This is a genomic window from Exiguobacterium sp. s127, from assembly GCF_018618695.1.
Classification (GTDB): Bacteria; Bacillota; Bacilli; order Exiguobacteriales; family Exiguobacteriaceae; genus Exiguobacterium_A; species Exiguobacterium_A oxidotolerans.
Genome location: NZ_JACSMO010000002.1, coordinates 286,488 through 310,708 on the forward strand (window position 1 = coordinate 286,488; position 24,221 = coordinate 310,708).

Genomic DNA, 24,221 nt, shown 5'->3' on the forward strand with positions numbered 1-24,221 from the left:
GAGCATATTTAATGGAAAAGTATAAAAAACCTTTACAATAGAAAGGACAGGTATCTCCTATACGTATTATTCAACTAGAGGAGAAGGGGGAGGATCGATCGTTTATGAGAACATGGCTTAATCGAACAATCGGACGCCAAATCATGTCCGCTTTCTATATTATTTTAGCAATGTTATTGCTGACATCAGCAGGTGTATATTTCTATACGAAACAGCAGGTGCAAGAAGCTAAACAAGAACTAGCGACGTTAAACGAACACCGGACCAATGCGACGAATTTATATGAATCGTGGCAAAGTCTTCAATATGAGATGCGGGGATTCGTCTTACTTGGAGACGATGAAATGTTAGAGGAAATTAAAACGAAACAACAAAATATCGATCAACAAACGACGTGGTTCGAAAAAAATGCGGCATTTGCAGAAGAAGAGCAATACGCGAATGATGCACGGGAGCTGTATGACGCCTACACGACGCGCGTCATGCCGAGCCTGATTAATTATGTTGATGCTAAAAAAGACGGTGAAGTCGAAGAACCGTTCTTACAAATGGCGACGCTCGGTAAAGTCACGCAAACACCGAACCTGGATGAGGATCGGAAATTTAACATCGATACGAAAAGTGCTGCGGACATGAGTTCGAGTATCGTTGACATGGAGACCGTCTTTACGGATTATCGTAATTCATTAAATGAGAAGGAACTCGCTGCCCAAAATCGACTAGGGACACAAGTTAACTCATCTCAAGTTCTCGGCTTAATTAACTTAGCGGTTCTTTTATTCATCATCGTGTTATTCGTTCGACCATTTGTCGCGAAAATTACACGTCAATTGCGTCAATTGAACCGAGAGAGCAGTCGATTAGCAAAAGGTGAAGATGCTTCACCCATTGAGGTCTTAAATGCAAAAGACGAGATTGGCGAGTTGACGACGACATTTAATTTAATGGCTGCGTCGATTTCAAATCAAAAATCGCAACTCGTCTCAAGTAACGATGAATTACAAAGTCAACAAGAAGAGTTAGTTGCCCAACAAGAGGAGCTTCAAACACAACAAGAAGAACTCGAAGAAGCGCTTGATGTGACGTTACGCAATGAGACGCATCTGCGGTACCGGAATGAATTGACAGAAACGCTCGCTTCACGCGAGACGTTAACAGCTTATCCTGCCATCATCGAAAAATTAATCTCGATTACAGATGCCGAGTTCGGAGCGATTGTCTTTCTTGACGAGGACGAGTATACGGATATCGTCTCTTACGGCATGACGGTCGATCAAGAACGGAAACTTTTGACGTCATCACTTTCTCTACTTGAGCGAGCGCGCATGCATAAAAAAGCCGTACGTTCAACGAAACAAGTGACGAGTGATCATCCGTTGCCGTACCCTTATAGCATGTATGAAACGGTCGTACCCGTCATGGACCCATCGACGAACATGATGATTGCAAGCATCTATCTTGTCCGTTACCGTGATCAATTCAATGAAGACCAAACGGCTGAAATTTGGTCGTTCTCTCGTCAGCTCGCCTTGTCCTTACTACGGATGCGTGTGTTCGATGAAATTGAGCGGGAACGTGAAAAAACATCGAAACTGCTACACTCGATTCGTGAGGCAGTCATGTATATCGAAGAAGACCGGATTTTTGCCAATCGTCCATTGCTTGCGTTGTTCCATCATCCAGCGCACGATCAGTTCAATGACGAGGGTTTGATGACGCTCGATGTCAAAATTGAAGAATTGGCGGTTCAAGTCGATCAACACGAGGCATTCCTTGAATACATGAATCAAGTCTGCAGTCATCAAGTACCGACGGAAAGTCTTTCGCTATCACTTAATAAAGAGGAGCGTTTCGTCACGCTCTATGCAGAAGGAATTCATTACGGTGGACGTTTCCGTGGGACGATGCTCGTCTTGCGTGACGTCACGGTCGAAACAGAAGTCGACCGGATGAAGTCGGAATTCGTCTCGACGGTGTCGCATGAGTTGCGGACACCACTCGCTTCGATTTTTGGCTACACGGAACTGATGTTAGCAAAAGAGTTGACACCTAACCGCCAACAACGCTATCTCGAAACGATTCATGCCGAGACTGAGCGATTGACGGGACTCGTCAATGACTTCCTCGACGTACAACGGATGGAATCCAGTCAGCAACACTATCATTTTAAAGAGCTTGACGTTGTAGCGATGATTCGTGAAATCGCTGAGTTCCAAGCCGGTTCGTCTCAAACTCATACTGTCTTGCTCGAGACGGATGACGCAGCAGTCGAAATGATTCAAGCCGATGAACAAAAAATGCGACAACTGTTCGGTAATTTAATCAACAACGCCATCAAGTATTCACCGGATGGCGGCGCGATTACGATTGGAATCGAACCTGCCGATGACTTATTGCGGATTCGGATTCAAGATGAAGGAATCGGTATTCCCCGTCACGCCTTGCCAGAGTTATTCAGCAAGTTTTACCGGGTCGATAATTCCGATAGCCGAAAAATTGGTGGAACAGGACTTGGACTTGCAATCTGTCAAGAAATCGTTCGTGCCCATGAAGGCATGATTCACGTCGATTCGACAGAAGGCGCCGGCTCAAGCTTTACAGTCGAATTGCCCATCATTCAAGAAAATCCGACAGCACTCTCACCAACACTGGAAATAACTGATTTTGAATGAAGGACACCCTCTGCGTCTATACGGCGTAGGGGGTTTGTCTATCTACGATATAATCACGGACATGGGATTAACTTGCTTGAAATCGGGAAATGGAAACTAACGGTTTTTTTAAAAAAATAAGAGAGGATGTTGACTGATGCGTATAATCCGCCCTCCTTGTTAAACGGCGATTCAAGCGAACGTCCGTAAACTGTACATGATGCGTTTTGCAACAGCTTTCGTACCTGCTTATGTGATTGAGCGGTTGTTTTGGGAAGCGCGTGGGATGAGTGTTCTCGATGTGATTTACGCAGAAATTGTCTTCGCTTTGACTCAATTGTCGCTTGAGTTGCCGTTCGGACGAGCCACCGATCGCTTCGGGCGAAAGTGGTTTCTCGTCTTCGGGATGATGGTAGAATGTCTATCCTTCGCAATGCTATTAAACGCGTATACGTTGACTGCTTTTTTAGGTGCGATGGTACTCGCAGGGGTCGGGGCTGCTGCGATCAGCGGGACAGAAGAAGCCTTCTTATTTGAGACGCTTGAACAAGTCGGTCGAGTCGAGCGATTCGAACGGACAGTTGGTCGACTGAATGCAGTCAGCCTCATGACAGCTGGACTTGCTGCCCTCACCGGCAGTTGGTTGACGCAGTCCACTGCGTTTGAATTTCATTACAAGATTTCGCTCATCAGTTTAATGAGTGCGACACTGGTTAGCCTGACGTTACATGAAACGCGACTCGTGGTTGAAGAATCGACAGCCCGTCCACTTCGTCTCGTTTGGCGAGAACTGAGAACACGCCCCATGTTGATCCGGATTTTTCTATTTAGTGTCCTATTCGGGACGACGATTAATTTCATCGAAGAATTTTGGCAATTGTCAATGCGTGATCGTGGCATTCCCATGACTGGATTTGGTCTCGTGTTCATTTTAATTATGGTAGCGCAAGGCGTTGGCAACCTGTTGCCCGCATTGAAGAAGGGTTCGTTGAAGGTAAACTTGAACGGGATGTTAGTCGTCTTTTTCGTAAGTATCATTAGTTTTTCTTTGACGGGAATGGCAAGTATCCTCTTCCTGTTCATGGTGTTTCTGTTATACGGTCAGTCGGAGCCGATGACGAGTAGTCTCTTGCAAACTTATGCGTCAGCAAAAGAGCGGGCAACAATCGTTTCCATTGCTTCCTGGCTAGAGAGCGTGCTGATCATCATCGTCGGTCTCGGGTTCGGATTCATCAGTAAGCGGGCGAGTTTAGACATAGCGTATGTGTATCTGTGTCTCGTGTCGTTCGTCCTTTGGTTATACGTTGCGCGGTTAAGCAAACGATGGGAATGACGCCATCGTCGATTTGACGGCTACATGGGAAGGCCTGCTTAAAACATGATGTTCGTCGTCATGGAAGATATCGAAAACGCCGCTGATTCCGTATGAAAAACGGAATCAGCGGCGTTTCATTGTGTGCAGAAAAACGTCTGGGAAAAACCAAGGAATCTCCAACACATCCCTTCAGCTCCACTTCTGTATAACGAACCGTTGCTTAAGAAATCTGTTGCGTCCGTTCGGTTGCTACTTGCTTGCGTAATTGCCGGGCCGGACGAATCATTAACAACGCGATTATACTCGCGATGAGATAGACGACTTCGATACTCAGCCAATCGGCGAGAAGACCGAACAGGAGACTCCCGAGACAAAAGCTAATCGTATAGACGGTCTGTTGAACACTGTAAACGTAAGGTAACCGTGCGATTGGGGTATCTGCTTGAAGCCGTGTATTTAATTCTATCGCCCGGAGTTGACTGGCGTAGCCCTGGACGACGCAAGCAATCAAGGCGACTACAACATACGGAGCGAGACCAAACAGAAGCGTCGCGGCAATTGAGAGCAACACACTGAACTGTAGCAGTGAACGTTGCTTTCGGCGTCGGAGCATCTGGTAACTCCCGACAATCATGCTGAGCAGATAAAATGCATTCAAGATGCCCCACCAACTGTCCGACACATGCAGGTGCGTAGCGATGTAGACGAGGAATAACGCAGAAATCCAGGCGGTACTCGCGAAAGCATCGATGCCAAGCAATGCCGTATTCAAACGGGCCGGTACGTTAGTCCGGGTATACTGCAAACTTGAACGAAACGTCGGTTCATTACCTTCTTCTTCCACAGACCCTTGAAGGGAGCGCACTTGATAACGAAATAGCGCCGTTCCGATACTTGCAACAAGAAAAAGCAGCAATGAGACGAATAAGACGGACTGGGGCGACCCTGTACTGACTAAAATCGCGCCGAGCGGCCACATGATCAGTTGGACGACTTGATTCGTTCCTTGGACGATGCTGTTTGCTTTTTGGAAATCGGTCGTGATTTGCGGAATAAAGGCACTTTCAATCGGTCGGGCAAAGCCGTCGAGAAAGGCAATCCAAACCACGAGAAGGAGCAACGCCACGAGTGGTAAATCAAGCAGGACGATCAAGACGAGCGAGAGGGTCTTCATGAGCTGGCTGAGCAACAAAAGCGTTGCATGGGGCATCTGCTTCGCAAGGCGGGCGAAAAAGAAGCCGCTGACCGTCATGCCTGCCGTTACGGCAATCGGAAAGAGCGCAGCTGTGCTCGCCTGTCCTGTTTGTTGATACAAGGTAGCGATGAGGGCGACGATGTAGAGCGCGTCCCCCGCATTCGCCATCCACTGGCTGACCAGTAAAGTCGTAAAACGGTTCATCTAAAAAACCTCCACATCAATCATATTTAGTTAGTGGTTAGGAGTTTAGATGAATTTACATTGGACGGCCTCATTTCAGTCAATTTTGACTAAAGTATATAAGGAAAATAATGGATTGTCAATTCCCTTTGTACGAAGTGCCCTTACACCGGCCGCTGTTTCCGTAAGGCACGCATGTTCAGGAGGACGAAGACAAGCATAAATCCGGCAAGGACCACAAGGTCGAGCCAAATTTCACGGAAACCGTACCCGCGAATCATGATGTTTTGCAGGGCATCGGCGGCATAGGTCAACGGCATCAGCCGATTGATGACTTCGACCCAGGTCGGGGCATCCGTCAAATCAAATAGACCGCTGAAAAAGATTTGCGGGACGATTGCGAGCGGGATGAACTGAATCAATTGGAATTCCGTCCGTGCGAAACTCGACAGCAGGAGTCCGAGTGACAGGGCGACGCTTGCCGTCAATAAATTGACGAAGAGTAACAGAAAATAGTTGCCTTGTTGTGTCACGTTCAAGATATTAACGATGAATAGTTGAATAAGGACAGTTTGAATCGTGACGAACAAGAAAAAGCCAACGAAGTATCCGAAGACGATGCTCGACCGTTTGAGCGGAGTAGCGAGTGTCCGTTCGAGTGTCCCGCTGGACCGCTCACGTAGAAAGCTGACCCCGGCGATGATGAAGACAAATAAAAAGATGAAAAATCCCATCAAGGCAGGTGCAATTTGATCAAACAGTTCTGCATCTTTATCTCCATATAAAAAGCGGATATCTGGTTCCGTCATTGATCGTGAGGCGGTAGGGGGAACGGTCAATTTTTGATTCGTCAATTGTTCGAGCCGTTGTTGCAGTTGATTAACGGTTTCGCGTAACTGTGCATTCGCTGTCGTCGCCTGCTTCATCTCGATTGCCGTTAACGTTTCGCGGATGACCTGGATGGCGTGGGCATTTTTAGAGACGTCGCCGCCTTCAATCAAAATCTCCGGGGCATCATCACGGTACGTGATCAATGCCTCGATGTGTTGATCTTCCATCGCCTGTTTTCCGTCCGCATAACTCGGATAGGTCGTCGTCGCCGTTTTCGATGCGAGAACCTCGTCAAACGTTTCGGGTAGGTCGACGGTGCCGATCGTGACTTCATCCGAACTCGAACCGAGGATTGATGATAACAAAAAGAGAACGAATAGGGGGGCGAGGAACATCATCGCAATGGTCCGTTTGTCCCGAAAAATTTGCGAGATGACACGTTCTGCTACGGTCAGTGTCTGCATCAGACTTGCTCCTTTCGGATGAAAGCTTCATCGATTGAGCCGAATCGTTGAATTAATTCCGCGGGCGTACCGGCGTCGATCAATCGCCCATGTTGAATCAATAATAAACGATCGCACCGCTCGGCTTCATCCATGACGTGTGTCGTGACGAGGATTGTGACGCCAGACTTCCGCAGTTGGTCGAACTCGTGCCAGAACGTTTTCTTGAGGGCGGGATCAATTCCGACGGTCGGTTCATCAAGCAGAAGCAAAGTCGGTTCATGAATCAAGGCGATCGCAAGACTGAGGCGGCGCTTCATCCCACCGGAAAATTGATGGGTCGGGCGGTCGGCATCCTGCTTTAAGTCGACGAACTGGAGGACGGATTCGATCCGGGCGCGGAGGCGGTCTTTTTTTAAGCCGTACAGCTTGCCGAAATAGCGTAAATTGCCACGTGCCGTCAAATCCTCATACAAAGCATCGGCTTGCGCCATATAGCCGATTTTTTCTGCCTGACGTAACGACGGCTGCTGTGACCCGAGTACAGTGACGGTTCCGCTTGACGGGGTTTGGAGGCCAATCAGCGACTTGATTAATGTTGTTTTACCGGAACCGCTTGGTCCAATCAGCCCGACGATTTCACTTTGACCAATTAAAAAATTGACATCTGTCAACACGTCGGTTTTTCCGAAGCGTTGAGAGTAGTTCTTGACTTCAATCATCATTTTCACGTCCCTTCTCTCTTTCTATACCCGCAAAAGACCAAACGCTTGTTTTTTAGAGGGATTAAGTAGTTTAAAAGAAATTAAGACATACTTAGCGCCGTCATATAAAAGAATACGACGGCGCTAAGTATATTTTACATAATTATTTCGTAATTGATGGTGAGACAGAATCAAACGGATTCGTCAAACGTGTCGTAGCGGCTTCTGCCTGTGCGACCGGTTCCGTGAAGATTAGCTGTTCACGTCGTAAGCGATAGGCACGCTCGAGACGACTCGTCAGCAAGTTCCCGAGGAAGACGAGCGCAGCGATGCTGATTGCCGGGATCAGGAACAGGTGATTGATCCAGGAAACGGCTGAAAACTGAAGGAAGTAGAAACCGAACTGGGAAGACCATTCAAAAATCGTCGGTGAAACATCGTTCGCAAAGCGTGAAAGTGTCCCGCCGAAAAATAACCCGAACAAGGACAGGTGAATCAAGACCATCAACGTTTGGACGAACTGTTGCATGAAAACAATGGCAAGCGTCGGTAAAAGATGCGGCCAAATGTGCTTTCTAAATTGGTAATGGGGACTGCCACCGAGTGTTCGGGCGACGACCATGAACTCTTGCGTCAACAAGTGACGCGTTTCACTGACTAAATACATCAGTAAGGCAGGTAACCCGAGTAAAATCAGTACGCCTGTCTCAAAGAGGACACGGGAAGACAAGGACGGAATGTCTTCTGGACTTGCAAAAAATAAGCCTGTCAACAAAATGAAATAGGCCAGTAAGGAAATCGGTAAAATTAAAAAGCCGTCAAGAACGGTACGAATTGCCGTATTTAATCTTTTACCCCTAAAGGCGAGCGGCACGCCGATCAACAGAGCGAGCAGGATGCGTCCGAAGGCGACGGCAAAGCAAATCCCGATCGTCCACTTGGCACCGGCAATCATGATTTGGAATAAATCGTTGCCCGCCCGGTCCGTTCCGAACCACTGCTCACGCGATGGTTCAAGTGGAGATGTCGCGAGGAACGTCCCATCCGCCGCGTACCGGTTCGAGATTTGGTCGACTTGTCCGTCACGAAATATGGTATGTCCGACACTAAGTAGGAGGAGCGTCGCAAAAATCAGGATACAGCCCCAAAAGAACGGATCACGCAATAAGACACGTCTCATACAGCACCACCTTTCCAAGCTTTTGGAATACAAAGCTCAGCAATCAAGTCAATCAAAAAGAACGGTAAGTAAATCAAGAGGAGCGTCACGAGCAGGACAGGAAGTTGCGGATTCATGATTACGAACCGAAACAGACCTTGGACATTGAATGTGTATTCGATGACGACGAGACTCGATAAAATCGTGATGACGTTGGCGCGGAAAAACAGATAGAACCGATAAAACAAGTTCGGAATCAAGTGTGACCAAAATAAATGATTCGCGTGTGTCCCTTTGGCGCGGGCAAGTTCGATATAGCTGGCTCCTTCCTCTTCTTGGATCTGCCCCGTCAACCATTTGATGAAGAAGAAGAGGGTCGTCAGCGACAGCGTCAGAATCGGAAGGAAACGGATCGAATCAGCAAAACCGCCGGCGACTTCGATTTGATCGAAACCGGTCGTCTTAAAAAGAACGATGATGATGTACTGTGAAAAAATCACCCAAAATAAATCCGGCACCATCTCGAGTACACGCGTCGTCTGCTTCAACAGGTTACGTGTCCGCAGACGCGCGCGATAAAAGAAAAACGCGTAGACAAGTGCGGCGATAAACGAACAGACAAGGGCACTACTGAAGATCAGCAGCGTCTCCTGGATGAACGGTTGTAAGTCCGGCAACAACGGACGAAGCTGTTGTGCGGTCACATTGTAATAAAGAATCGGTTCGACACCAGTCAAAAACAGGACTTGTTGTTTGAGCGCATCGGTGTAATTCGAAAAGTTCGGACGTAACTGGACGATCAATGCCGGTAAGGCGCTGATGCACAGTAAAACGACCAACGATACGATGAACTGAAGCGACTTTCGAATGACTAGGGAAACCATGATAAAACCTCCTTCTTTGATCGTCAGCCAATCGCCTGGATCCGGTCGTTCCCAACCAGGATCAGCTGACTGTTAAGATGTTTTCGACGCACGACATACCGTTCGAACTGTTTTGTTGCGATATAGGAATCCCGGTCGGATAACGTCGACAGGTGGACAAGGACGTGCTTCAAGTGCGGTTGTCCTTCACCTAACGCCAAGTGGGTCATGTGGTTCGCTTCGTTGAGACGGTTCAGGAACAATTCAACTTTACAGCCCTCCTTAATCAACTCACTGATTAAGAACGAAGCTTGTTCGATGAAGCGTTCCGATTGATTATGTAAGCCGTATCCACTTGGACCCGACAAATTGAGGGCGATGGTGAATGTGTCCTGATTACTCGTCTCATAGACTTTTGCTTGCAGACGGCCGGTTTTTGCTGTCGCGTACCAATCGATGTCCTTCGACGGTTCCGTCGTATACGCTTTTGATCCAAGCTGGACCAATTTGTTTTTTAATGGTGAATAGCGGTCCGGACGATCACCAATCCGTAAGCGGTTCAGCAGGAAAGGTGTCGCTTGTGCCGTTAACGAAGGCAGCACCGTGAACTGCGGATAACTGTCGAATGAAAATAAGTAAACGCCCATCCGCCAGGGCAGACGAATCGTTAAGATGATTTCGTCGAGTGCCGTCGGACCACGTTTGACGGTCTGGATTGGGATCGTAAACAATTCTTCCGTCAACACCAGTTCGGTATCATACGTGTGGGGATGGAGCGCGTCACTCGTCGTGAAAACAATCCCGTCAGCAGCATGGAGACGGAGGGAGGCCTTAAGGCCGAGTGACGAAAAAAGTTCGAGTCCGAAAAGTTGCAGCTGGAGGTCCGTTTGTTCTTGGTTGAACATCAATCGTTCATAGTGTTTCCATTCTAAAGCGACTTCCCGGCGGAGTTGCCGTTCTGTCCGGTTGACGACGACATGAATCGTCGCGAGTGCGGCAAAGAGAAACCCGAGTCCCGAGACGACGGGGAGGAATAAGAATAAAAATATCAATATGCAATAGACGGGAAATAATTTTTGTTCGAGCCAAAAGGGGACGGAACGTTCGATTTTCATCCGCGTCACCCAATCTCGACAGGAACTGGAATGGCATCAAGGAGATGGTACAAGACTTGGGCCTTTGTCGTCTTGATGCCCCCTTCAAGTGTCAATGTCAGGCGGTGGGCCAAGACATGTTTTGCAAGGTGTTTGATGTCCTCCGGAATGATGAAGTCGCGTTGATTCAAGAAAGCATAGCTTTGGGACGCGCGAAGCAGGGCAATCGCACCACGTGGACTGACACCGACTTCAACGAGTTCATGATTCCGTGTCGCCTGAACGATATGCAGCAGATAATCGAGCACGTCTTGCGACGCATGGACACGTCGTGCTTCTTCCTGCCATGAAATCAAGTCCCCTCCTGACGCAATCCCGACGGCTGATCGGCGGACGTTCGTCAAAATCTCAGACAGCAAGCGGCGTTCGTTCTCAAAATCCGGATAACCGACTTCGATCGCGACCATGAACCGGTCGAGTTGGGCGTCCGGTAGCGGGAATGTTCCTGCTGACTCGATCGGATTTTGAGTTGCGATGACGAAGAATGGTGCCGGCATCTGATACGTTGTTCCGCCAATCGAGACTTGACGTTCTTCCATCGCTTCAAGCAATGCCGATTGTGTCCGCGGGACGGCGCGGTTGATCTCATCGATCAAGACGACGTTTGCAAACAACGGTCCGCGTTTATTCTCGAACTCCTGCGTCTTTAAGTTGAAGAAGTCTGAACCGATGACGTCGGACGGAAGCAAATCCGCCGTGAACTGAATCCGGGAGAAGGCACTCTCGAAGCTTTGGGCGAGTGCTTTCGCAAGCATCGTTTTCCCGGTCCCCGGTACATCTTCAAGCAGGATGTGACCTTCGGCGATGAGTGCCGTCAGACAGAGATCGATGACGTCCGGTTTGCCGAGATAAATCGAATTGAGTTGGTCTTTTAACTGTTGTAGCTTCATAGGAAATCCCTCCAAGGTTAAGGTGATGAGTAGCGTGATAATTGTTGTTCGAAGCGTAGAACCTCATCGTCCGTATTGAGATAGTGGAACATCATCCGTCACACCTCCAAAAGAAGGGCGCCGTTTTTTCACGCGACGTGACTGTACGAGTTTTCAAAGCATAAAGCAGAATAGACTGACTTCCTGTCTTTATCGAAGAAAAAAGATGGTCGTTCTTTTAATTAAGGAAAAAATATCCATATGTACTTAGGGAGATTTTAGCATACACTGTTAATAAATAAAAATAATTTTCTGAAAATAAGGGTGAGGGAAGACGATTCATTTTCAAGCGGTAAGGGTATCATTCAAACAGTGGATCTTGAAAGGGAAAGGATGTTATGCATGAAATTGATTATTTTTGGGGCTACGGGTCAAACCGGACAAGAACTCGTCAAACAGGCGATTGCGCATGACCATGAGGTGACGGCGTTCGTCCGTAATCCGGATAAGTTGGAACTAAAAGATGAACGACTTCATGTCGTCACGGGGGACGTCTTGAACCAAGAGGATGTCAATGCGGCGCTTGTCGGACAAGATGCTGTCTTGACGGCGTTAGGGACAGAAAGCCTTGCCTACAGTGGATTTTTAGAACGAAGTCTCGTCCGGATCATCAATGCGATGAAAGTCAGTGGTGTAACGCGGATTGGTTACGTCGCATCAGCAGGTGTTGATAAGGAATTACCGGGTGCACAAGGATTACTCGCACAGCAAATCTTAAAGAATCCATTACGTGATCACCGGCAAGCAATTGACTTGTTGAAACAGGCAGACGTCGACTATACGGTCGCACGACCACTCCGTTTGATGAATGGTCCGTTAACCGGGATGTACCGCCAAACAGCTGACGGTGTACCCGACCAAGCGAAACAAATCAATCGGGCCGATGTCGCCCATTTCCTGCTTGAAGCGATTGAACAGGAAGAATCGATTCGCGAAAGTGTCGGTCTCGCTGAATGAAAAGAAGCCCCCATCCACGAACCTTCCTGAAAAGGAAACGGTACCGGATGGGGGCTTTTAAATAGGACGAATTATTGTTGGCGGTAGATCGAGACAGAACCACCATTGACGAAAAATTGACCATACCCGTCTGCATTGATCGTGACGGAAGCTGAATTGTTACCGGTGATGTCTGTCCAGACTTCTCCTTTGTTCTGAAGCCCGACGTACATCCACTTGCTACCGCCAGGACCATCCGAAAGGATTGTCGCAAGACCTGATTTTGCCCGGTCTGAGACACCTTCCCGTGTCCAACCGATGATGTCTTGGTTATCGAGGTAATCATTTTGTTTCCCGAACGCGAAGTCCTTCCGTGCTTTTAGAATCGGATCGATTTTTGACGCGAGGGCAGGGATTTCACGGTTCGACGAGCCTTTTGTTCCGTAGTAGTCCCCGTAAAAGACAGATGGATACCCTTGTTCCCGCGTTAAAATCATCGCGTAAGCAAGGGGCTTGAACCAGGATTGAACGGTCGATTCGAGCGATTGACCAGGTTGAGAATCATGGTTTTCAACGAGTGTGACGGCAAGCGTCGGATTATCTTGGACGAGTGTGCCGTTAAAAATTGTGCGCATGTCATAAAAGCCGCCGCCTTTACTCGCTTGTTCGAATTTGTAATGAAGTGGAGCGTCAAAGACCGATTGTTTATAGTTCGTCTGACTTAAATAGTTTTTAAGTGTCCCGAGATCGTTCTGCCAGTACTCGGCGACTGTGAATAATTCCTTACCCGTCGTCTGACGAACATTCGTCAACCAATCTGCGAGATACGTATGTTTGATGTGTTTGACGGCATCAAGACGGAATCCATCGAGCCCGAGTTCATTGACGTACCATTTCCCCCAGTTTTTCATTTCCTGCTGCACTTCCGGGTGATCGAAATCAATGTCTGCATACATCAAGTAATCATAGTTTCCATTTTCAGAAGATACATTCGAGTCCCACGACTTACCTGTTCCTCGGAATTTATAGATGGCACTTTTTGAGCGGGATTGATCCCAATCCGTTCCGTCGAAGTGATACCATTTCCATTTGAAGTTTGAATAGGCGTTGCTCCGCGCCGCGAAGTTGAACCCGGTCCAGGCCTGGATTTGATAGTCGCCAGAGACTTCTTGATAACGGTTACCCGGATTGACTTCGACGGCCGTGACGGATTCCGTAAAGTCAGCACCACCCTTGTGGTTCATGACGACATCACCATACACATCGATTCCAGCCGTGTGCAATTGCCCGATGGCGGATTTCAATTGCGTTTTCGTGCCGTACTTCGTCCGGACTGTTCCTTTTTGATTAAACTCACCGAGGTCATATAGATCGTAGGCACCGTAGCCGACATCATTTTGAGTCGTTCCTTTGTAGGCAGGAGGAATCCAAACAGATGTAATTCCGAGTTGATCAAGCTTAGAAGCGTCGTTTCCTAGACGGTTCCAGTGGTTCCCGTCGTTTGGTAAATACCATTCAAAGTATTGCATCATCGTCCCGTTGTCTGCTGTTGCCCCTACTGCAATCGGTTGCGCAAGTGGCACTAAAAACGTCACGCTTGCAAGAGATGCGACAATCAAGCTTTTATGTTTCATCAAAAAGCCTCCTCTATCAAATTATGAAAACGCTTGCATTAATTATTATAGCAAGTTGAAACGTGGGGAGTATCATCCTCATACCTTATTTATGTATCCTTTATAATCATGACTTTTGCCTCTAGAATAGTTCTTCTAAATAATAATTCATCGTTTATTGATTCGTGATTCACTAAAAAACAGGACCTTCTAACCGTTGAACAATTGTGCTAACTCTGATTTCTGGATTCCTCTAAAAAGAAGAGGTCTTTCGTCCATCTTCCATAAGAAAGACAAGTGATGTGAAAATGGGAGTGTAATACGGTTTGACATTGCATGTCCATACTTAACCTGAGGGGGAAAAAGCATGAACTGGAAGTCGAAAATCAGTGGGGCACTTGTTGCGACACTCGCGTTAGGATCACTTGCCTTCACGCCGGTCATCGCCAAAACAGATTCAACAAAGGTAGTAGCGGGACCACAGGCGGTAACGTCACAATCAACAATCGATGCCTATTATCAGCCGGCAGCGGGGAAAACGGGTGCGGCATTAAAAGCATCACTGCATGACATCATCGATAATCATACGGAAGTCTCGTATGACACGGTTTGGACGGCATTAAAAGAAACCGATCAAGATCCAGGTAATGTGAACAACGTGATCGAATTGTACACGGGGAAGTCCATTTCAAAAAATAGCAACGGTGGGAATGTCGGTCAATGGAACCGAGAGCATGTCTGGGCAAAATCGCATGGAGACTTCGGAACAAGCATGGGACCAGGGACAGACTTGCATCACTTACGTCCGTCAGACGTCGTCGTCAATAGTGCTCGTGGGAACCTTGATTTTGACAATGGCGGAACGAAATATAGCGGATGCGATTGTAACCGAGATGGTGATTCATGGGAACCACCGACTCGCGTCAAAGGTGATATCGCGCGGATGATTTTCTATATGGCGGTTCGTTATGAAGGTGGCGGCGAAATCGACTTAGAGACGTCAGAAAACGTCAACAATGGCTCAAACCCACTTCACGGAAAATTATCGACGTTAAAAGCGTGGAACAAACTTGACCCGGTCGATGCATTTGAAAAGAAACGCAATGACATCATTTTTGAAAAATGGCAAAAAAACCGCAATCCATTCATTGATCATCCAGAATATGCGACAGCAATTTGGGGAAATTAATCTAGCAAAAGGGGTCTGAATCAGAAGTCGGACCAACATCAATCCGTGTGACGGACGTTTCCGTCCTCCATTTAATCAAATGACCGTTGCTCCCGCGATTCACGGGACCATCGGTCATTTCTATTGTTCAAGATAGTTTAGTGCTTGCCGGAGGTATGGATGAAAAAGTCCGGATTCCTTTTAATCGGGAGACATCCCCATTTTTGAGTCGCCCCTGTTTTGTGATTGAAACTTTTCTTAGAAAAACATCGTAGAAACGGATGTAATCGAAAATAGCAGTCTGAAAGGAATCATATGACTCATGGAACGGATCAAACAAGTTTTGAAAAGATATCGGCTTGTAGTGGCCGGAATCGTAGGTGGACTCGTCATTTTCTGGTTTAGTATCGGTTTATTTGTCGCAGAAGGGAAACGTCCCGCAGCGAACGGGAAACACTCGTTTGTCATCGTCCTCGGTGCAGGTGTCAGAGGGGAAACACCGTCGCTGATCTTGGAAAACCGGATTCAGGCTGCAGCTGCATACGGAAAAAAATATCCGCGAACGACTTTTATCTTGAGCGGTGGACAGGGGCAGGGTGAAGAGATTTCAGAAGCAGAAGCGATGCGCCGTGGCATGATTGACGAAGGAATCTCTGAAAAACGTCTTGTGCTCGAAGACAAATCGACGTCGACCACTGAAAATTTACGTTTTTCAAAATCGTTATTACCAAAAGGTGAAAATCAAGTCTCGATCGTGACGTCAGATTTTCATTTGTATCGTGCTCGTACCGAAGCGAAGAAAGTAGGATTGAATAGTGATGCGATTCCTGCAAAAACACCGTTATCTGGTGTATTACGATATGGTATGCGTGAACGTGTCGCAATCATCGTGAAATTTTTTGAGTAATGGATTGTTGTGACAACGTTAAAGAAACCACCATGGCACAAGCATGATGGTTTTTGATAAAATGGTTTATTTATTTTGCTGTGAATTGTCTGATTGATTGTTTTGTGGGGCTTCTTCTTTTCCAAGCGCCACGTCTTTTGCTTCGACCACTTTCTCACTGATTGAAGACAGGTCACCCTTAGCTTCCGTTGCAGTATCTTTTACAGAAGAAGCATCCGATTTGACGGTATCAAGTTCATTGTTGACCTTGTCATACACATTTTGGACGTCACCAGCGACTTCTTGAATGATTCCTGAAGCGCTTTTTACTTGTTCGATGACTTGTGAAGCTTTTCCTGACGGATCTTCTTTAATAGTAGATGCTAATGATGAAACGGAATCTTTTGCGCCGCTAAGCCCTTGTTTTGTGTTTTGTCGATTCGTTGAGCTCAGCATTGTAAGCAATCCGCCGACGACAGCTCCTAGCAACATCCCCGTAAGTAAATTGACACGACGACCTGACGAAGCTTCTTGATCGAATTGACGATTTGGATGTTCTTGTTGAGCAGCATGTGGATCATTTTGTAGATTGGGTTCCATGAATAGACACTCCCTTAAGATAATAGTTGACCATGATAGATATGTACCCTCGTCATAAAAAAGGAAAACATGCACTTTTCATGCAACAAAAAAAGACCACCGATGTTAAAATGGTCTCAGACGGTCAAAGTTGTTTAGTTTTGCTTCTCTTCATCCTGCTTTTCAGTCAGTTTACGGTTGATTTCATCGTAGTCAATTTCGATATCGTCTTGATTGCCTTTATATCCGTAGCCTTTTGAAATGACGATGATTGAAGCAACTAAGACAAACACGATGATTAGAATGGAAACAACATAGAGCCACATGATCCATTCCTCCTTTCATTCTTCTCTTTTAGTATGACGGAAAACTGTCCGTTCGTCTAAACGAAAGTGGTCATGATGTGATAAACTATGTTCAGATTAACATGTTTAGGAACGAGGTGACGGTATGAGTATATTAGTCGTAGATGACGAATTTACGAATTTAATGATTTTGGAGCGACTGCTTGAAAATGAAGGATACGATGTCGTAAAAGCGATGAGTGGGGAAGAAGCGATCGAATTGATGGAGGATCCGGCCTTTATCGACAACTTAGATGTCGTATTACTGGATGTAGAGATGCCCGGCATTAGTGGGATTGATACAACACGGTTGATCCGAAAACGATTTGGTTTAGATGAACTGCCAATCGTCATCGTGTCCGGTCGTTCCAATGAAGAGGACATAGCGGATGGACTGGATGCGGGAGCATCAGACTATACGACAAAGCCAATTCGAAAAACGGAATTGCTTGCTCGTGTTCGAAATGCGATGTCATTAAAACAAGCGATTGATGCACGGAAACGATATGAAAAAGTCTTACAAGAAGATTTTGATCTTGCTCAAAAGCTCCAGCAAAGTGTTTTGAGTGCAAATATCGAAGATGAAGACATTCGAATCATGGCAACCTATATTCCTTCTAAAAAACTAGCGGGAGATATGTATGCCTGGTACCGCATCTCGCAAAATAAATATGGCATCATCTTGTTTGACGTCATGGGCCATGGTGTCTCGTCAGCGTTGATTACGATGGGGATGAGCTCGATCTTGTTTGAACTCGTGCATCGCATCGGTGATCCGGCAAAAGTACTTGAAGAACTGAACCGTCAGATGAGCCGCCTTTTCCCAGGGGATGAAACGGAAATTTATTTTACTGCCGTTTATTTGTACATCGACTTGGATGAGATGAAACTTAGTTATGCGAATGCGGGACACCCACCTGGTTTGTTACGGATGGGGGATCAAATCATCGCTCTCGAGAACACAGGATTGCCAGTCGGGATGTTTGAGGACTCACAATATACGAGTCGGACGATCGACTTGACGTCTCCTGGATGTATCTACCTCTATACGGATGGTTTTATGGAGCTGTATAGCAAAGGGATTGACGAAGGAATCAGTGCGATCCGTCAGTTGATCGAACAACAAGGACCAAACATTCACCACTTGATTCAGCCCGATCAAAGTGATGAGGCCGATGATTTATGTCTCGTCACGGTCGAAATCAATTAAAAAAGCCACTCGCTTTTTTACATGCTACGTCTTCAGCATGTAAAAGCGAGTGGTTTTTTTGTGCTAGAAAAAGCGTCTCCGCCACAGAATAAAGGCAGCAAGTCCGGAGAAGAAAATCATCATCCCAAAGACAACCCAAAAGCCGATGACTTCACCCTCCCACGGCACATGGACGTTCATTCCGAACATCCCGGAAATCATTGTCGGGATTGAAATAACAATCGTGATTGAGGCTAAAAACTTCATGACGAAGTTTACGTTGTTCGAGATGACGGAACCAAACGTATCCATCGTCGAACTGATGATATCTTTATAGATTTGTGCCATCTCCATCGCCTGGCGGTGCTCGACGAAAACATCTTCTAGTAAATCTTCATCGTCTTCATGTTTCTCGAGACTCGGTGTTTTAATGATGCGATCAAGAACACCATCGTTTGATTTAAGTGACGTCATGAAATAGACGAGGGATTTTTGTAAGTTCATCAGTTGAAAAATTTCTTGATTTCGCATCGAACGTTGAAGTTCATCTTCGAGTTCGTCCATTCGGCGATCGATTTGACGAAGGAAACGAAGGTAAGAAGAGCTGACTTTATAAAGAATTTGAAATACAAAGCGTGAACGATAATTCGTCCGGAATGTCCGTAATTTACCGTTCGAGAACAAGGTCAACACGTCGAGTTGTTGCGAACAGACGGTGATGAAATGTCTCGATGTCACGATGATACCGAGCGGGATCGTGTTGTAGCGTCGTCCCGATGACTCTTCTTCGATGTACGGGACATCGACAATCATCAAGAGCCCTTCATCATCTTTTTCAAAACGAGGTTTTTCTTCAACGTCCAGTGGGTCATAGATAAAATCCTCAGGAATCTTTGTGGCAGCAATGACTTGGTCGGCTTCGTCTTTTGTCGGATTGACAAGATGAATCCAAGAACCTTTCGTAAATTCTTGAATTTCGTTGACTGCCCCGGTCACATCACTTCGATAAATCGTCAACATATGTCTATCCCTCCTGCTCTTCACTTGCTTATTATAGGGACAGAAGATAGGGCGTGTAAATGATTCTCAGTTTTTTTTTTACGACATTTAATGTTAAAATGAAACCAGAGGGGGGAACCAGATGCCTTTTTTTAATCAAAAGAAGTTAGAGGAATTACGTTCGATCGCCGGTGGGGACCACGTATTTTTACAAAAGATTGGTGAAACATACATTGCGCAGTTTGATCGTAAATTTCCTGAACTAGAGCAAGCGATCAATAACAATGATCCGGGACAGACAGAAAAAATCGCACATTTACTTAAAGGTGCCTCCTATTCGGTCGCGGCGGACGATTTGGCAGATGAGTTCGAACAACTTGAAAAAGAAGCAGAAACGGGTTCGCTTGAAAATGCGAATCAGGTTTTGCAAAACATTGATCAATCTATGGTGGAGTTCAGAAAAGTCTGGTTGGATGCTTTTATTGGAAAGAATTCGGACTCGATCAAGTAATTGATGAAAAAAGTAAACCGGCGTTCACGATTTCGTGGACGCTTCTTTTTTTTTTGTGAATTGAAAAATCGGAGCCCACTGGAAAGTGAGCTCCGATATAACCGTCAACAACGTCTTACAAGACGTATGAATCGACCGTTTCGATCAAACGACCGATTTCTGGTTTTGTAATTTGTGCATTGACCCCAACAGATTCACCTTTATGGCGAAGATCATCTGAAATCAAGGAAGAGAAGACGATGATTGGCAGTTCGGCATACCGGTCGTCTTCACGAAGGCGTTTCGATAAATGAAGTCCGTCCATTTTCGGCATCTCGATATCTGTGATCAACAAGTCACAATCGCTACCTGCTTCGAAGGCGTCAAATGCATCTTTTCCGTTGATGAACCATTTTAAGCCGTGATATCCTGCTTCTTCAAGCGTCTCAATGATGAGTGTCCGGAGCATTTCTGAATCTTCGGCAATCCAAATCGTTTTGTTCGATCTGTCACGCGGTTGGACGCGACGTCCTTCTTCACGTGCGAAGATGTCTTTACGAGACAGTTCGAGTGCGATTTTTTCATAATCGAGTAAGATGATCATCTTATCGCCTGTCTTGACGACGCCGTTCGTCAATCCTTCGATTCCACGTGCGAGTTCGTTCGGTGTATCAATTTGTTCCCACGAGATACGTCTGATCTCCGTGACAGAATCGACGCGAAGGACACTTTTCTCGCCATTGAACTCACAGATGATCAACCGATCTTCCGTCGCTTCGTCATGGGCTACACCGATGACAGTCGGCAAATCGATGACCGTCATGACTTCACCGCGTAGTTCGATTAATCCTTTGACGGCATCTGGTGTTCCTGGGAGTGGTGTCATCGGTAACGGAACGATGATTTCACGCACTTTCATGACGTTAATCCCAAATGTATAAGGACCACAATGGAAAATGACGATTTCTAATTCATTCGTACCCGCTTCTAACAAAATATCGTGTTGATTGTACACGTGATTTATCCCCTTTCGTTCCTGCACATTCACTTCTGCCTAGTTATCGGCACATTTCGTAAAACATTCCATATCAAATTCAATAAAAAAACTATTGTAATCGCTTTCATAATATGTTAAGCAAAATGTTTGGCATTTGTCTGACCAATTGTTTACAATAGCTATGCAGCCACACACTGAAGTGACAGAGAGAAAAAACATATGGAGGTAGAGTGGAATGAATACAACAAAAACAACGTATACATTTTTATTGGATGGACAATGGTATGAGAGTGAATCAAAAGAGACAATCGAAATCTCTTCACCATATAAAGAAGAACTCGTTGGTCGTGTACAAGCGATGACGAAACCAGAAGTCGACCGTGCGATTGCTTCAGCAAAAGCGGCACAAACGACTTGGGCGAAACAACCAGCAAACAAACGTGCTGAACTATTACATGCATGGGCAACAGAACTTGAAAAACGCGCTGACGAAATCGGCGAAGTCATCATGCGTGAAGTGGGTAAAGGACGTGCAGATGGCGTTAAAGAAGTGAAGCGGACTGCGGAAATCATTCGGTATACAGCAGAAGAAGGTCTTCGTTTTGACGGTCAAATGATGCAAGGCGATTCATTCCCAGGTGGGAGTGCCAAAAAACTTGCAGTCATCAAAAAAGCGCCACTCGGCGTCGTCCTTGCGATTTCACCATTTAACTACCCGGTCAATTTAGCGGCAGCAAAACTTGCGCCGGCGTTGATGACAGGAAACGCGGTTGTCTTCAAACCGGCAACACAAGGTTCAATCAGTGGAATCTTGATGATTGAAGCACTCGTCGCAGCAGGTCTTCCGTCAGGTCTCGTTAACGTCGTGACAGGTCGGGGATCAGTCATCGGTGACTATTTAACAGCACATCCAGGAATTGATATGATTACTTTCACGGGTGGTACAGGGACGGGACGTCACTTGTCTCGCCAATCAGCGATGATCCCACTTGTACTTGAACTCGGTGGAAAAGACCCGGCACTCGTCTTAGAAGACGCGGACCTTTCATTAGCAGCGGATCACATCATCAGTGGAGCGTTCTCTTATTCTGGACAACGCTGCACAGCGATCAAACGTGTATTCGTCTTAGATCATCAAGCGGATGCGCTCGTTGACGAATTAACAACACGGATCGCGAAGTTAACGGTCGGTTCACCTGAAGACGACAGTGTCGTCGTTCCATTGATCGATACAAAATCAGCGGATTACGTGGAGGGCTTGATTACGGATGCGAAAGATCAAGGTGCAACAATCGTTACTGGTGGAAACCGGACGAACAACTTGATTGAACCAACACTAATCGACAACGTGACACGTGACATGCGTGTTGCTTGGGAAGAACCGTTCGGACCCGTCTTACCAATCATTCGTGTCAGCTCAGTCGAAGAGATGATTGCGTACTCGAACGAATCGGAATACGGTCTTCAAGCAAGTGTCTTTACGGAAAACATTGATTCAGCTTTTGCTGTAGCGGATGCCCTTGAAACAGGTTCTGTTCAAATTAATGGTCGGACTGAACGTGGCCCAGACCACTTCCCATTCATCGGCGTTAAATCATCTGGACTTGGTGTGCAGGGTGTCGGACGAAGTCTTGCTTCGATGACGCGTGATAAACTGACTGTCCTTAATTTAAAATAAGATTTGCAATAAACGAGCGACCTTTCATTCTGCGAAAGGTCGCTTTTTTTGCATCCAATTCCAGACGGTTTACGTATGCTTTAGTGAAGGGATGCAAGAGAGTGACAGACAAAGTTTGCGGCTCGGGTTCATTTTTCTCTATAATGAAGGAAACTAGTGAGAGAAATGAGGGGATTCCAAGTGAACAGCAAAGATGAAATCTTCACGCTACCGATCCCAACGCCGTTTCCAGTCGGTGATATCAATTGTTACGTCCTCAAAACGGACAATGAAAATATTTTGATTGATTGTGGACCGGATACGGCAGAAGCTTGGCACGCCATGCAAGAGGGTTTGCAGAAAATCGGCTTGTCTGTCGAAGAACTCGACAAAGTAATCGTGACGCATCACCACGCCGATCATGCCGGAATGGCTTATCGTTTTTCTGAAAAAGGAATTGCGATTTACGGGCACGCACGACTTCGTCCCTATTTAGAACAGGATACGGACTTCTTGAATAGTGGCGATGCCTTTTTGCAACGCTTAGCGATGTCGTTCGGGGTGCCAAAAGAAATACGAGCGTTGCTACCGAGTTATCTGTCGGCCCTCAAATGGCTCGGAAAAGGACAACTCGACTATGTCCTAAAAGAAGGGGATTCCATCATGGCGGCAAGTACATACCGCGTGATTGAGCTACCGGGACACGCAAGCGACCAGATCGGGATTCTCGGTCAAGACGGGACATTGTTTGCAGCCGACCATTTACTGGCACGGATTGAGCCGAACCCGTTACTTGAACAGCCGCAAGCAGGAGATGCGTCTGATATAAAACGCCCTGTCCTTGCATATATGCGCTCGCTCGAAAAGCTTCAAGGTGAACGAATCACGATCGCCTATACCGGTCATGGGGAAACAATCCGTGACGTTCCATCCTTGATTGAAGAACGATTGCTCCAACGTAAGGCCCGCGGTGAGCAACTTTTGAAACATCTGACGGGAGAGCAGACGTTATTTGAGTTAGCGCAGTTGACGTACGGCAATCGTTTAAAAAAATCGTTTCCGCTCGTGATGAGTGAAATGAAAGCACGACTCGATTATTTAGTCGCAAGCGGTCAAATTACAGTCGAAAAACGAGATACGGTTCTTTATTATTCGAAAGCGGGAGTTAGCGGATGAATCTAATGAATAAAACGGTTGTCTTGACTGGAGCATCAAGCGGTCTCGGTGAAGCGTTAGCGCGCGTCTTGAACCGGCAAGGAGCGAATTTGATTTTGATTGCCCGCCGTGCCGATCGGCTCGAACGCTTAGCAAGAGAGCTGCATGCTGACTATATCGTCTATGACTTAGAACATTCACCGGAGCATTTAGCCGAACGAATCCAGGTCGACTATGGCATGATTGATGTATTGATCAATAATGCCGGATTCGGAGAATTCAGTTTCTTGCAGGATACCTCGATTGAGACGATTGAATCGATGCACCGGATCAATGTCCTGACGCCCGTTCGGTTGACAAAAGCGTGTCTACCTTTCCTGCGTCCGAATGGAATGATTGTCAATGTCGCCAGTCAGGCAGGAAAGCTGCCGACTCCGAAATCGACAATCTACTGCATGACAAAAGCAAGCCTGCTTCAGTTCTCAAATGCATTGCGACTTGAATTACGACCAAAAGGAATTCATGTGATGACGGTTAATCCGGGACCGATTGCGACTGAATTTTTCATTCGCGCCGATCTCAGTCGCAAATATGAAAAGAATGTCGCCTCGATTTTGTTATCGAAAGAGTCGCTTGCGAAAACGGTGGTCCGAGCGATCGAGCGTCAAAAACGAGAGGTCAATGCACCGTGGTGGATGGAACTTTCAGCAAAAGCATATGCCGTTTGTCCCCGATTGATTGAATGGCTCGGTAAGTCCGGATTTGACAAAAAATGATGGGG

Annotated in this window: 22 protein-coding genes; 10 read left to right on the plus strand and 12 right to left on the minus strand. The window is 46.5% G+C overall.

Going from position 1 to position 24,221, the window contains the following annotated elements:
* The first annotated feature begins 104 nt into the window (after window positions 1–104).
* Entirely contained in the window at window positions 105–2,672 is a 2,568-nt protein-coding gene (locus KNP98_RS04525) for an ATP-binding protein (RefSeq protein WP_214810772.1), read from the plus strand.
* A gap of 196 nt (window positions 2,673–2,868) precedes the next feature.
* Entirely contained in the window at window positions 2,869–3,984 is a 1,116-nt protein-coding gene (locus KNP98_RS04530) for an MFS transporter (RefSeq protein ID WP_214810774.1), read from the plus strand.
* Window positions 3,985–4,186: 202 nt separating this feature from the next.
* Here the strand turns inward: KNP98_RS04530 and KNP98_RS04535 are convergent, their stop codons facing one another.
* The 7 genes from KNP98_RS04535 to KNP98_RS04565 all read right to left on the minus strand — a co-directional run bounded on the left by KNP98_RS04535 (window position 4,187) and on the right by KNP98_RS04565 (window position 11,388).
* Entirely contained in the window at window positions 4,187–5,365 is a 1,179-nt protein-coding gene (locus KNP98_RS04535; RefSeq protein WP_214810776.1) for an MFS transporter, read from the minus strand.
* Window positions 5,366–5,508: 143 nt separating this feature from the next.
* The gene (locus tag KNP98_RS04540) at window positions 5,509–6,639 is read right to left on the minus strand and encodes an ABC transporter permease (protein WP_214771599.1); all 1,131 of its coding nucleotides are present in this window, start codon (window positions 6,637–6,639) and stop codon (window positions 5,509–5,511) included.
* On the minus strand, window positions 6,639–7,340 hold the full coding sequence (locus KNP98_RS04545; RefSeq protein ID WP_088838456.1) for an ABC transporter ATP-binding protein: 702 nt from the start codon (window positions 7,338–7,340) through the stop codon (window positions 6,639–6,641). The genes KNP98_RS04540 and KNP98_RS04545 overlap by 1 nt, the downstream gene beginning before the upstream one ends.
* 145 nt (window positions 7,341–7,485) lie before the next feature.
* Window positions 7,486–8,502, minus strand: coding sequence for an ABC transporter permease subunit (locus KNP98_RS04550; RefSeq protein WP_214771602.1), 1,017 nt, complete (start codon window positions 8,500–8,502; stop codon window positions 7,486–7,488).
* Window positions 8,499–9,365 carry an ABC transporter permease subunit gene (locus tag KNP98_RS04555; RefSeq protein ID WP_088836667.1) on the minus strand — a complete coding sequence of 289 codons (867 nt, stop codon included), beginning with the start codon at window positions 9,363–9,365 and terminating at the stop codon, window positions 8,499–8,501. The genes KNP98_RS04550 and KNP98_RS04555 overlap by 4 nt, the downstream gene beginning before the upstream one ends.
* A gap of 23 nt (window positions 9,366–9,388) precedes the next feature.
* Window positions 9,389–10,459, minus strand: a complete 1,071-nt coding sequence (locus tag KNP98_RS04560; RefSeq protein ID WP_214810778.1) for a DUF58 domain-containing protein — start codon at window positions 10,457–10,459, stop codon at window positions 9,389–9,391.
* Between the two features lie 5 nt (window positions 10,460–10,464).
* Complete coding sequence (locus KNP98_RS04565) at window positions 10,465–11,388, minus strand: AAA family ATPase (RefSeq protein ID WP_029333138.1); 924 nt, start codon at window positions 11,386–11,388, stop codon at window positions 10,465–10,467.
* Between the two features lie 381 nt (window positions 11,389–11,769).
* Between KNP98_RS04565 and KNP98_RS04570 the strand changes: the two genes are divergently transcribed.
* On the plus strand, window positions 11,770–12,384 hold the full coding sequence (locus KNP98_RS04570) for an NAD(P)-dependent oxidoreductase (protein ID WP_088836669.1): 615 nt from the start codon (window positions 11,770–11,772) through the stop codon (window positions 12,382–12,384).
* A 71-nt stretch (window positions 12,385–12,455) separates the two neighbouring features.
* On the opposite strand, the gene amyS is transcribed toward KNP98_RS04570, so the two are convergent.
* On the minus strand, window positions 12,456–13,997 hold the full coding sequence (amyS, locus tag KNP98_RS04575) for an alpha-amylase (protein ID WP_214810780.1): 1,542 nt from the start codon (window positions 13,995–13,997) through the stop codon (window positions 12,456–12,458).
* Window positions 13,998–14,343: 346 nt separating this feature from the next.
* Between amyS and KNP98_RS04580 the strand changes: the two genes are divergently transcribed.
* Window positions 14,344–15,165 carry an endonuclease I family protein gene (locus tag KNP98_RS04580; RefSeq protein ID WP_214801058.1) on the plus strand — a complete coding sequence of 274 codons (822 nt, stop codon included), beginning with the start codon at window positions 14,344–14,346 and terminating at the stop codon, window positions 15,163–15,165.
* Window positions 15,166–15,466: 301 nt separating this feature from the next.
* Entirely contained in the window at window positions 15,467–16,051 is a 585-nt protein-coding gene (locus KNP98_RS04585; RefSeq protein WP_214810783.1) for a YdcF family protein, read from the plus strand.
* A 66-nt stretch (window positions 16,052–16,117) separates the two neighbouring features.
* Here KNP98_RS04585 and KNP98_RS04590 read toward each other — a convergent pair whose 3' ends face one another.
* Window positions 16,118–16,630: a YtxH domain-containing protein gene (locus KNP98_RS04590; protein ID WP_088836673.1), complete on the minus strand. Its 513-nt coding sequence runs from the start codon at window positions 16,628–16,630 to the stop codon at window positions 16,118–16,120.
* Between the two features lie 134 nt (window positions 16,631–16,764).
* Window positions 16,765–16,935, minus strand: a complete 171-nt coding sequence (ytzI, locus tag KNP98_RS04595) for a YtzI protein (protein WP_152638925.1) — start codon at window positions 16,933–16,935, stop codon at window positions 16,765–16,767.
* 124 nt (window positions 16,936–17,059) lie between these two features.
* Between ytzI and KNP98_RS04600 the strand changes: the two genes are divergently transcribed.
* Window positions 17,060–18,163 carry a PP2C family protein-serine/threonine phosphatase gene (locus tag KNP98_RS04600; protein WP_088836674.1) on the plus strand — a complete coding sequence of 368 codons (1,104 nt, stop codon included), beginning with the start codon at window positions 17,060–17,062 and terminating at the stop codon, window positions 18,161–18,163.
* Window positions 18,164–18,226: 63 nt separating this feature from the next.
* Here KNP98_RS04600 and KNP98_RS04605 read toward each other — a convergent pair whose 3' ends face one another.
* Complete coding sequence (locus tag KNP98_RS04605) at window positions 18,227–19,162, minus strand: magnesium transporter CorA family protein (protein WP_214810784.1); 936 nt, start codon at window positions 19,160–19,162, stop codon at window positions 18,227–18,229.
* A 121-nt stretch (window positions 19,163–19,283) separates the two neighbouring features.
* Here KNP98_RS04605 and KNP98_RS04610 point away from each other — a divergent pair, with 121 nt between their 5' ends.
* Complete coding sequence (locus KNP98_RS04610) at window positions 19,284–19,652, plus strand: Hpt domain-containing protein (protein ID WP_088836675.1); 369 nt, start codon at window positions 19,284–19,286, stop codon at window positions 19,650–19,652.
* Between the two features lie 115 nt (window positions 19,653–19,767).
* On the opposite strand, the gene KNP98_RS04615 is transcribed toward KNP98_RS04610, so the two are convergent.
* Window positions 19,768–20,646 (minus strand): chemotaxis protein CheV, encoded by an 879-nt coding sequence (locus tag KNP98_RS04615; protein ID WP_088836676.1) that lies wholly within the window; start codon window positions 20,644–20,646, stop codon window positions 19,768–19,770.
* Between the two features lie 217 nt (window positions 20,647–20,863).
* Between KNP98_RS04615 and KNP98_RS04620 the strand changes: the two genes are divergently transcribed.
* From KNP98_RS04620 to KNP98_RS04630, 3 genes are all read left to right on the plus strand, one after another.
* Window positions 20,864–22,306: an NADP-dependent glyceraldehyde-3-phosphate dehydrogenase gene (locus KNP98_RS04620; protein ID WP_088836677.1), complete on the plus strand. Its 1,443-nt coding sequence runs from the start codon at window positions 20,864–20,866 to the stop codon at window positions 22,304–22,306.
* Window positions 22,307–22,486: 180 nt separating this feature from the next.
* The gene (locus KNP98_RS04625; RefSeq protein WP_214810785.1) at window positions 22,487–23,461 is read left to right on the plus strand and encodes an MBL fold metallo-hydrolase; all 975 of its coding nucleotides are present in this window, start codon (window positions 22,487–22,489) and stop codon (window positions 23,459–23,461) included.
* Window positions 23,458–24,216 (plus strand): SDR family NAD(P)-dependent oxidoreductase, encoded by a 759-nt coding sequence (locus KNP98_RS04630; RefSeq protein WP_214765320.1) that lies wholly within the window; start codon window positions 23,458–23,460, stop codon window positions 24,214–24,216. Before KNP98_RS04625 ends, KNP98_RS04630 begins: the two co-directional genes overlap by 4 nt.
* The last annotated feature ends 5 nt before the right edge of the window (window positions 24,217–24,221 follow it).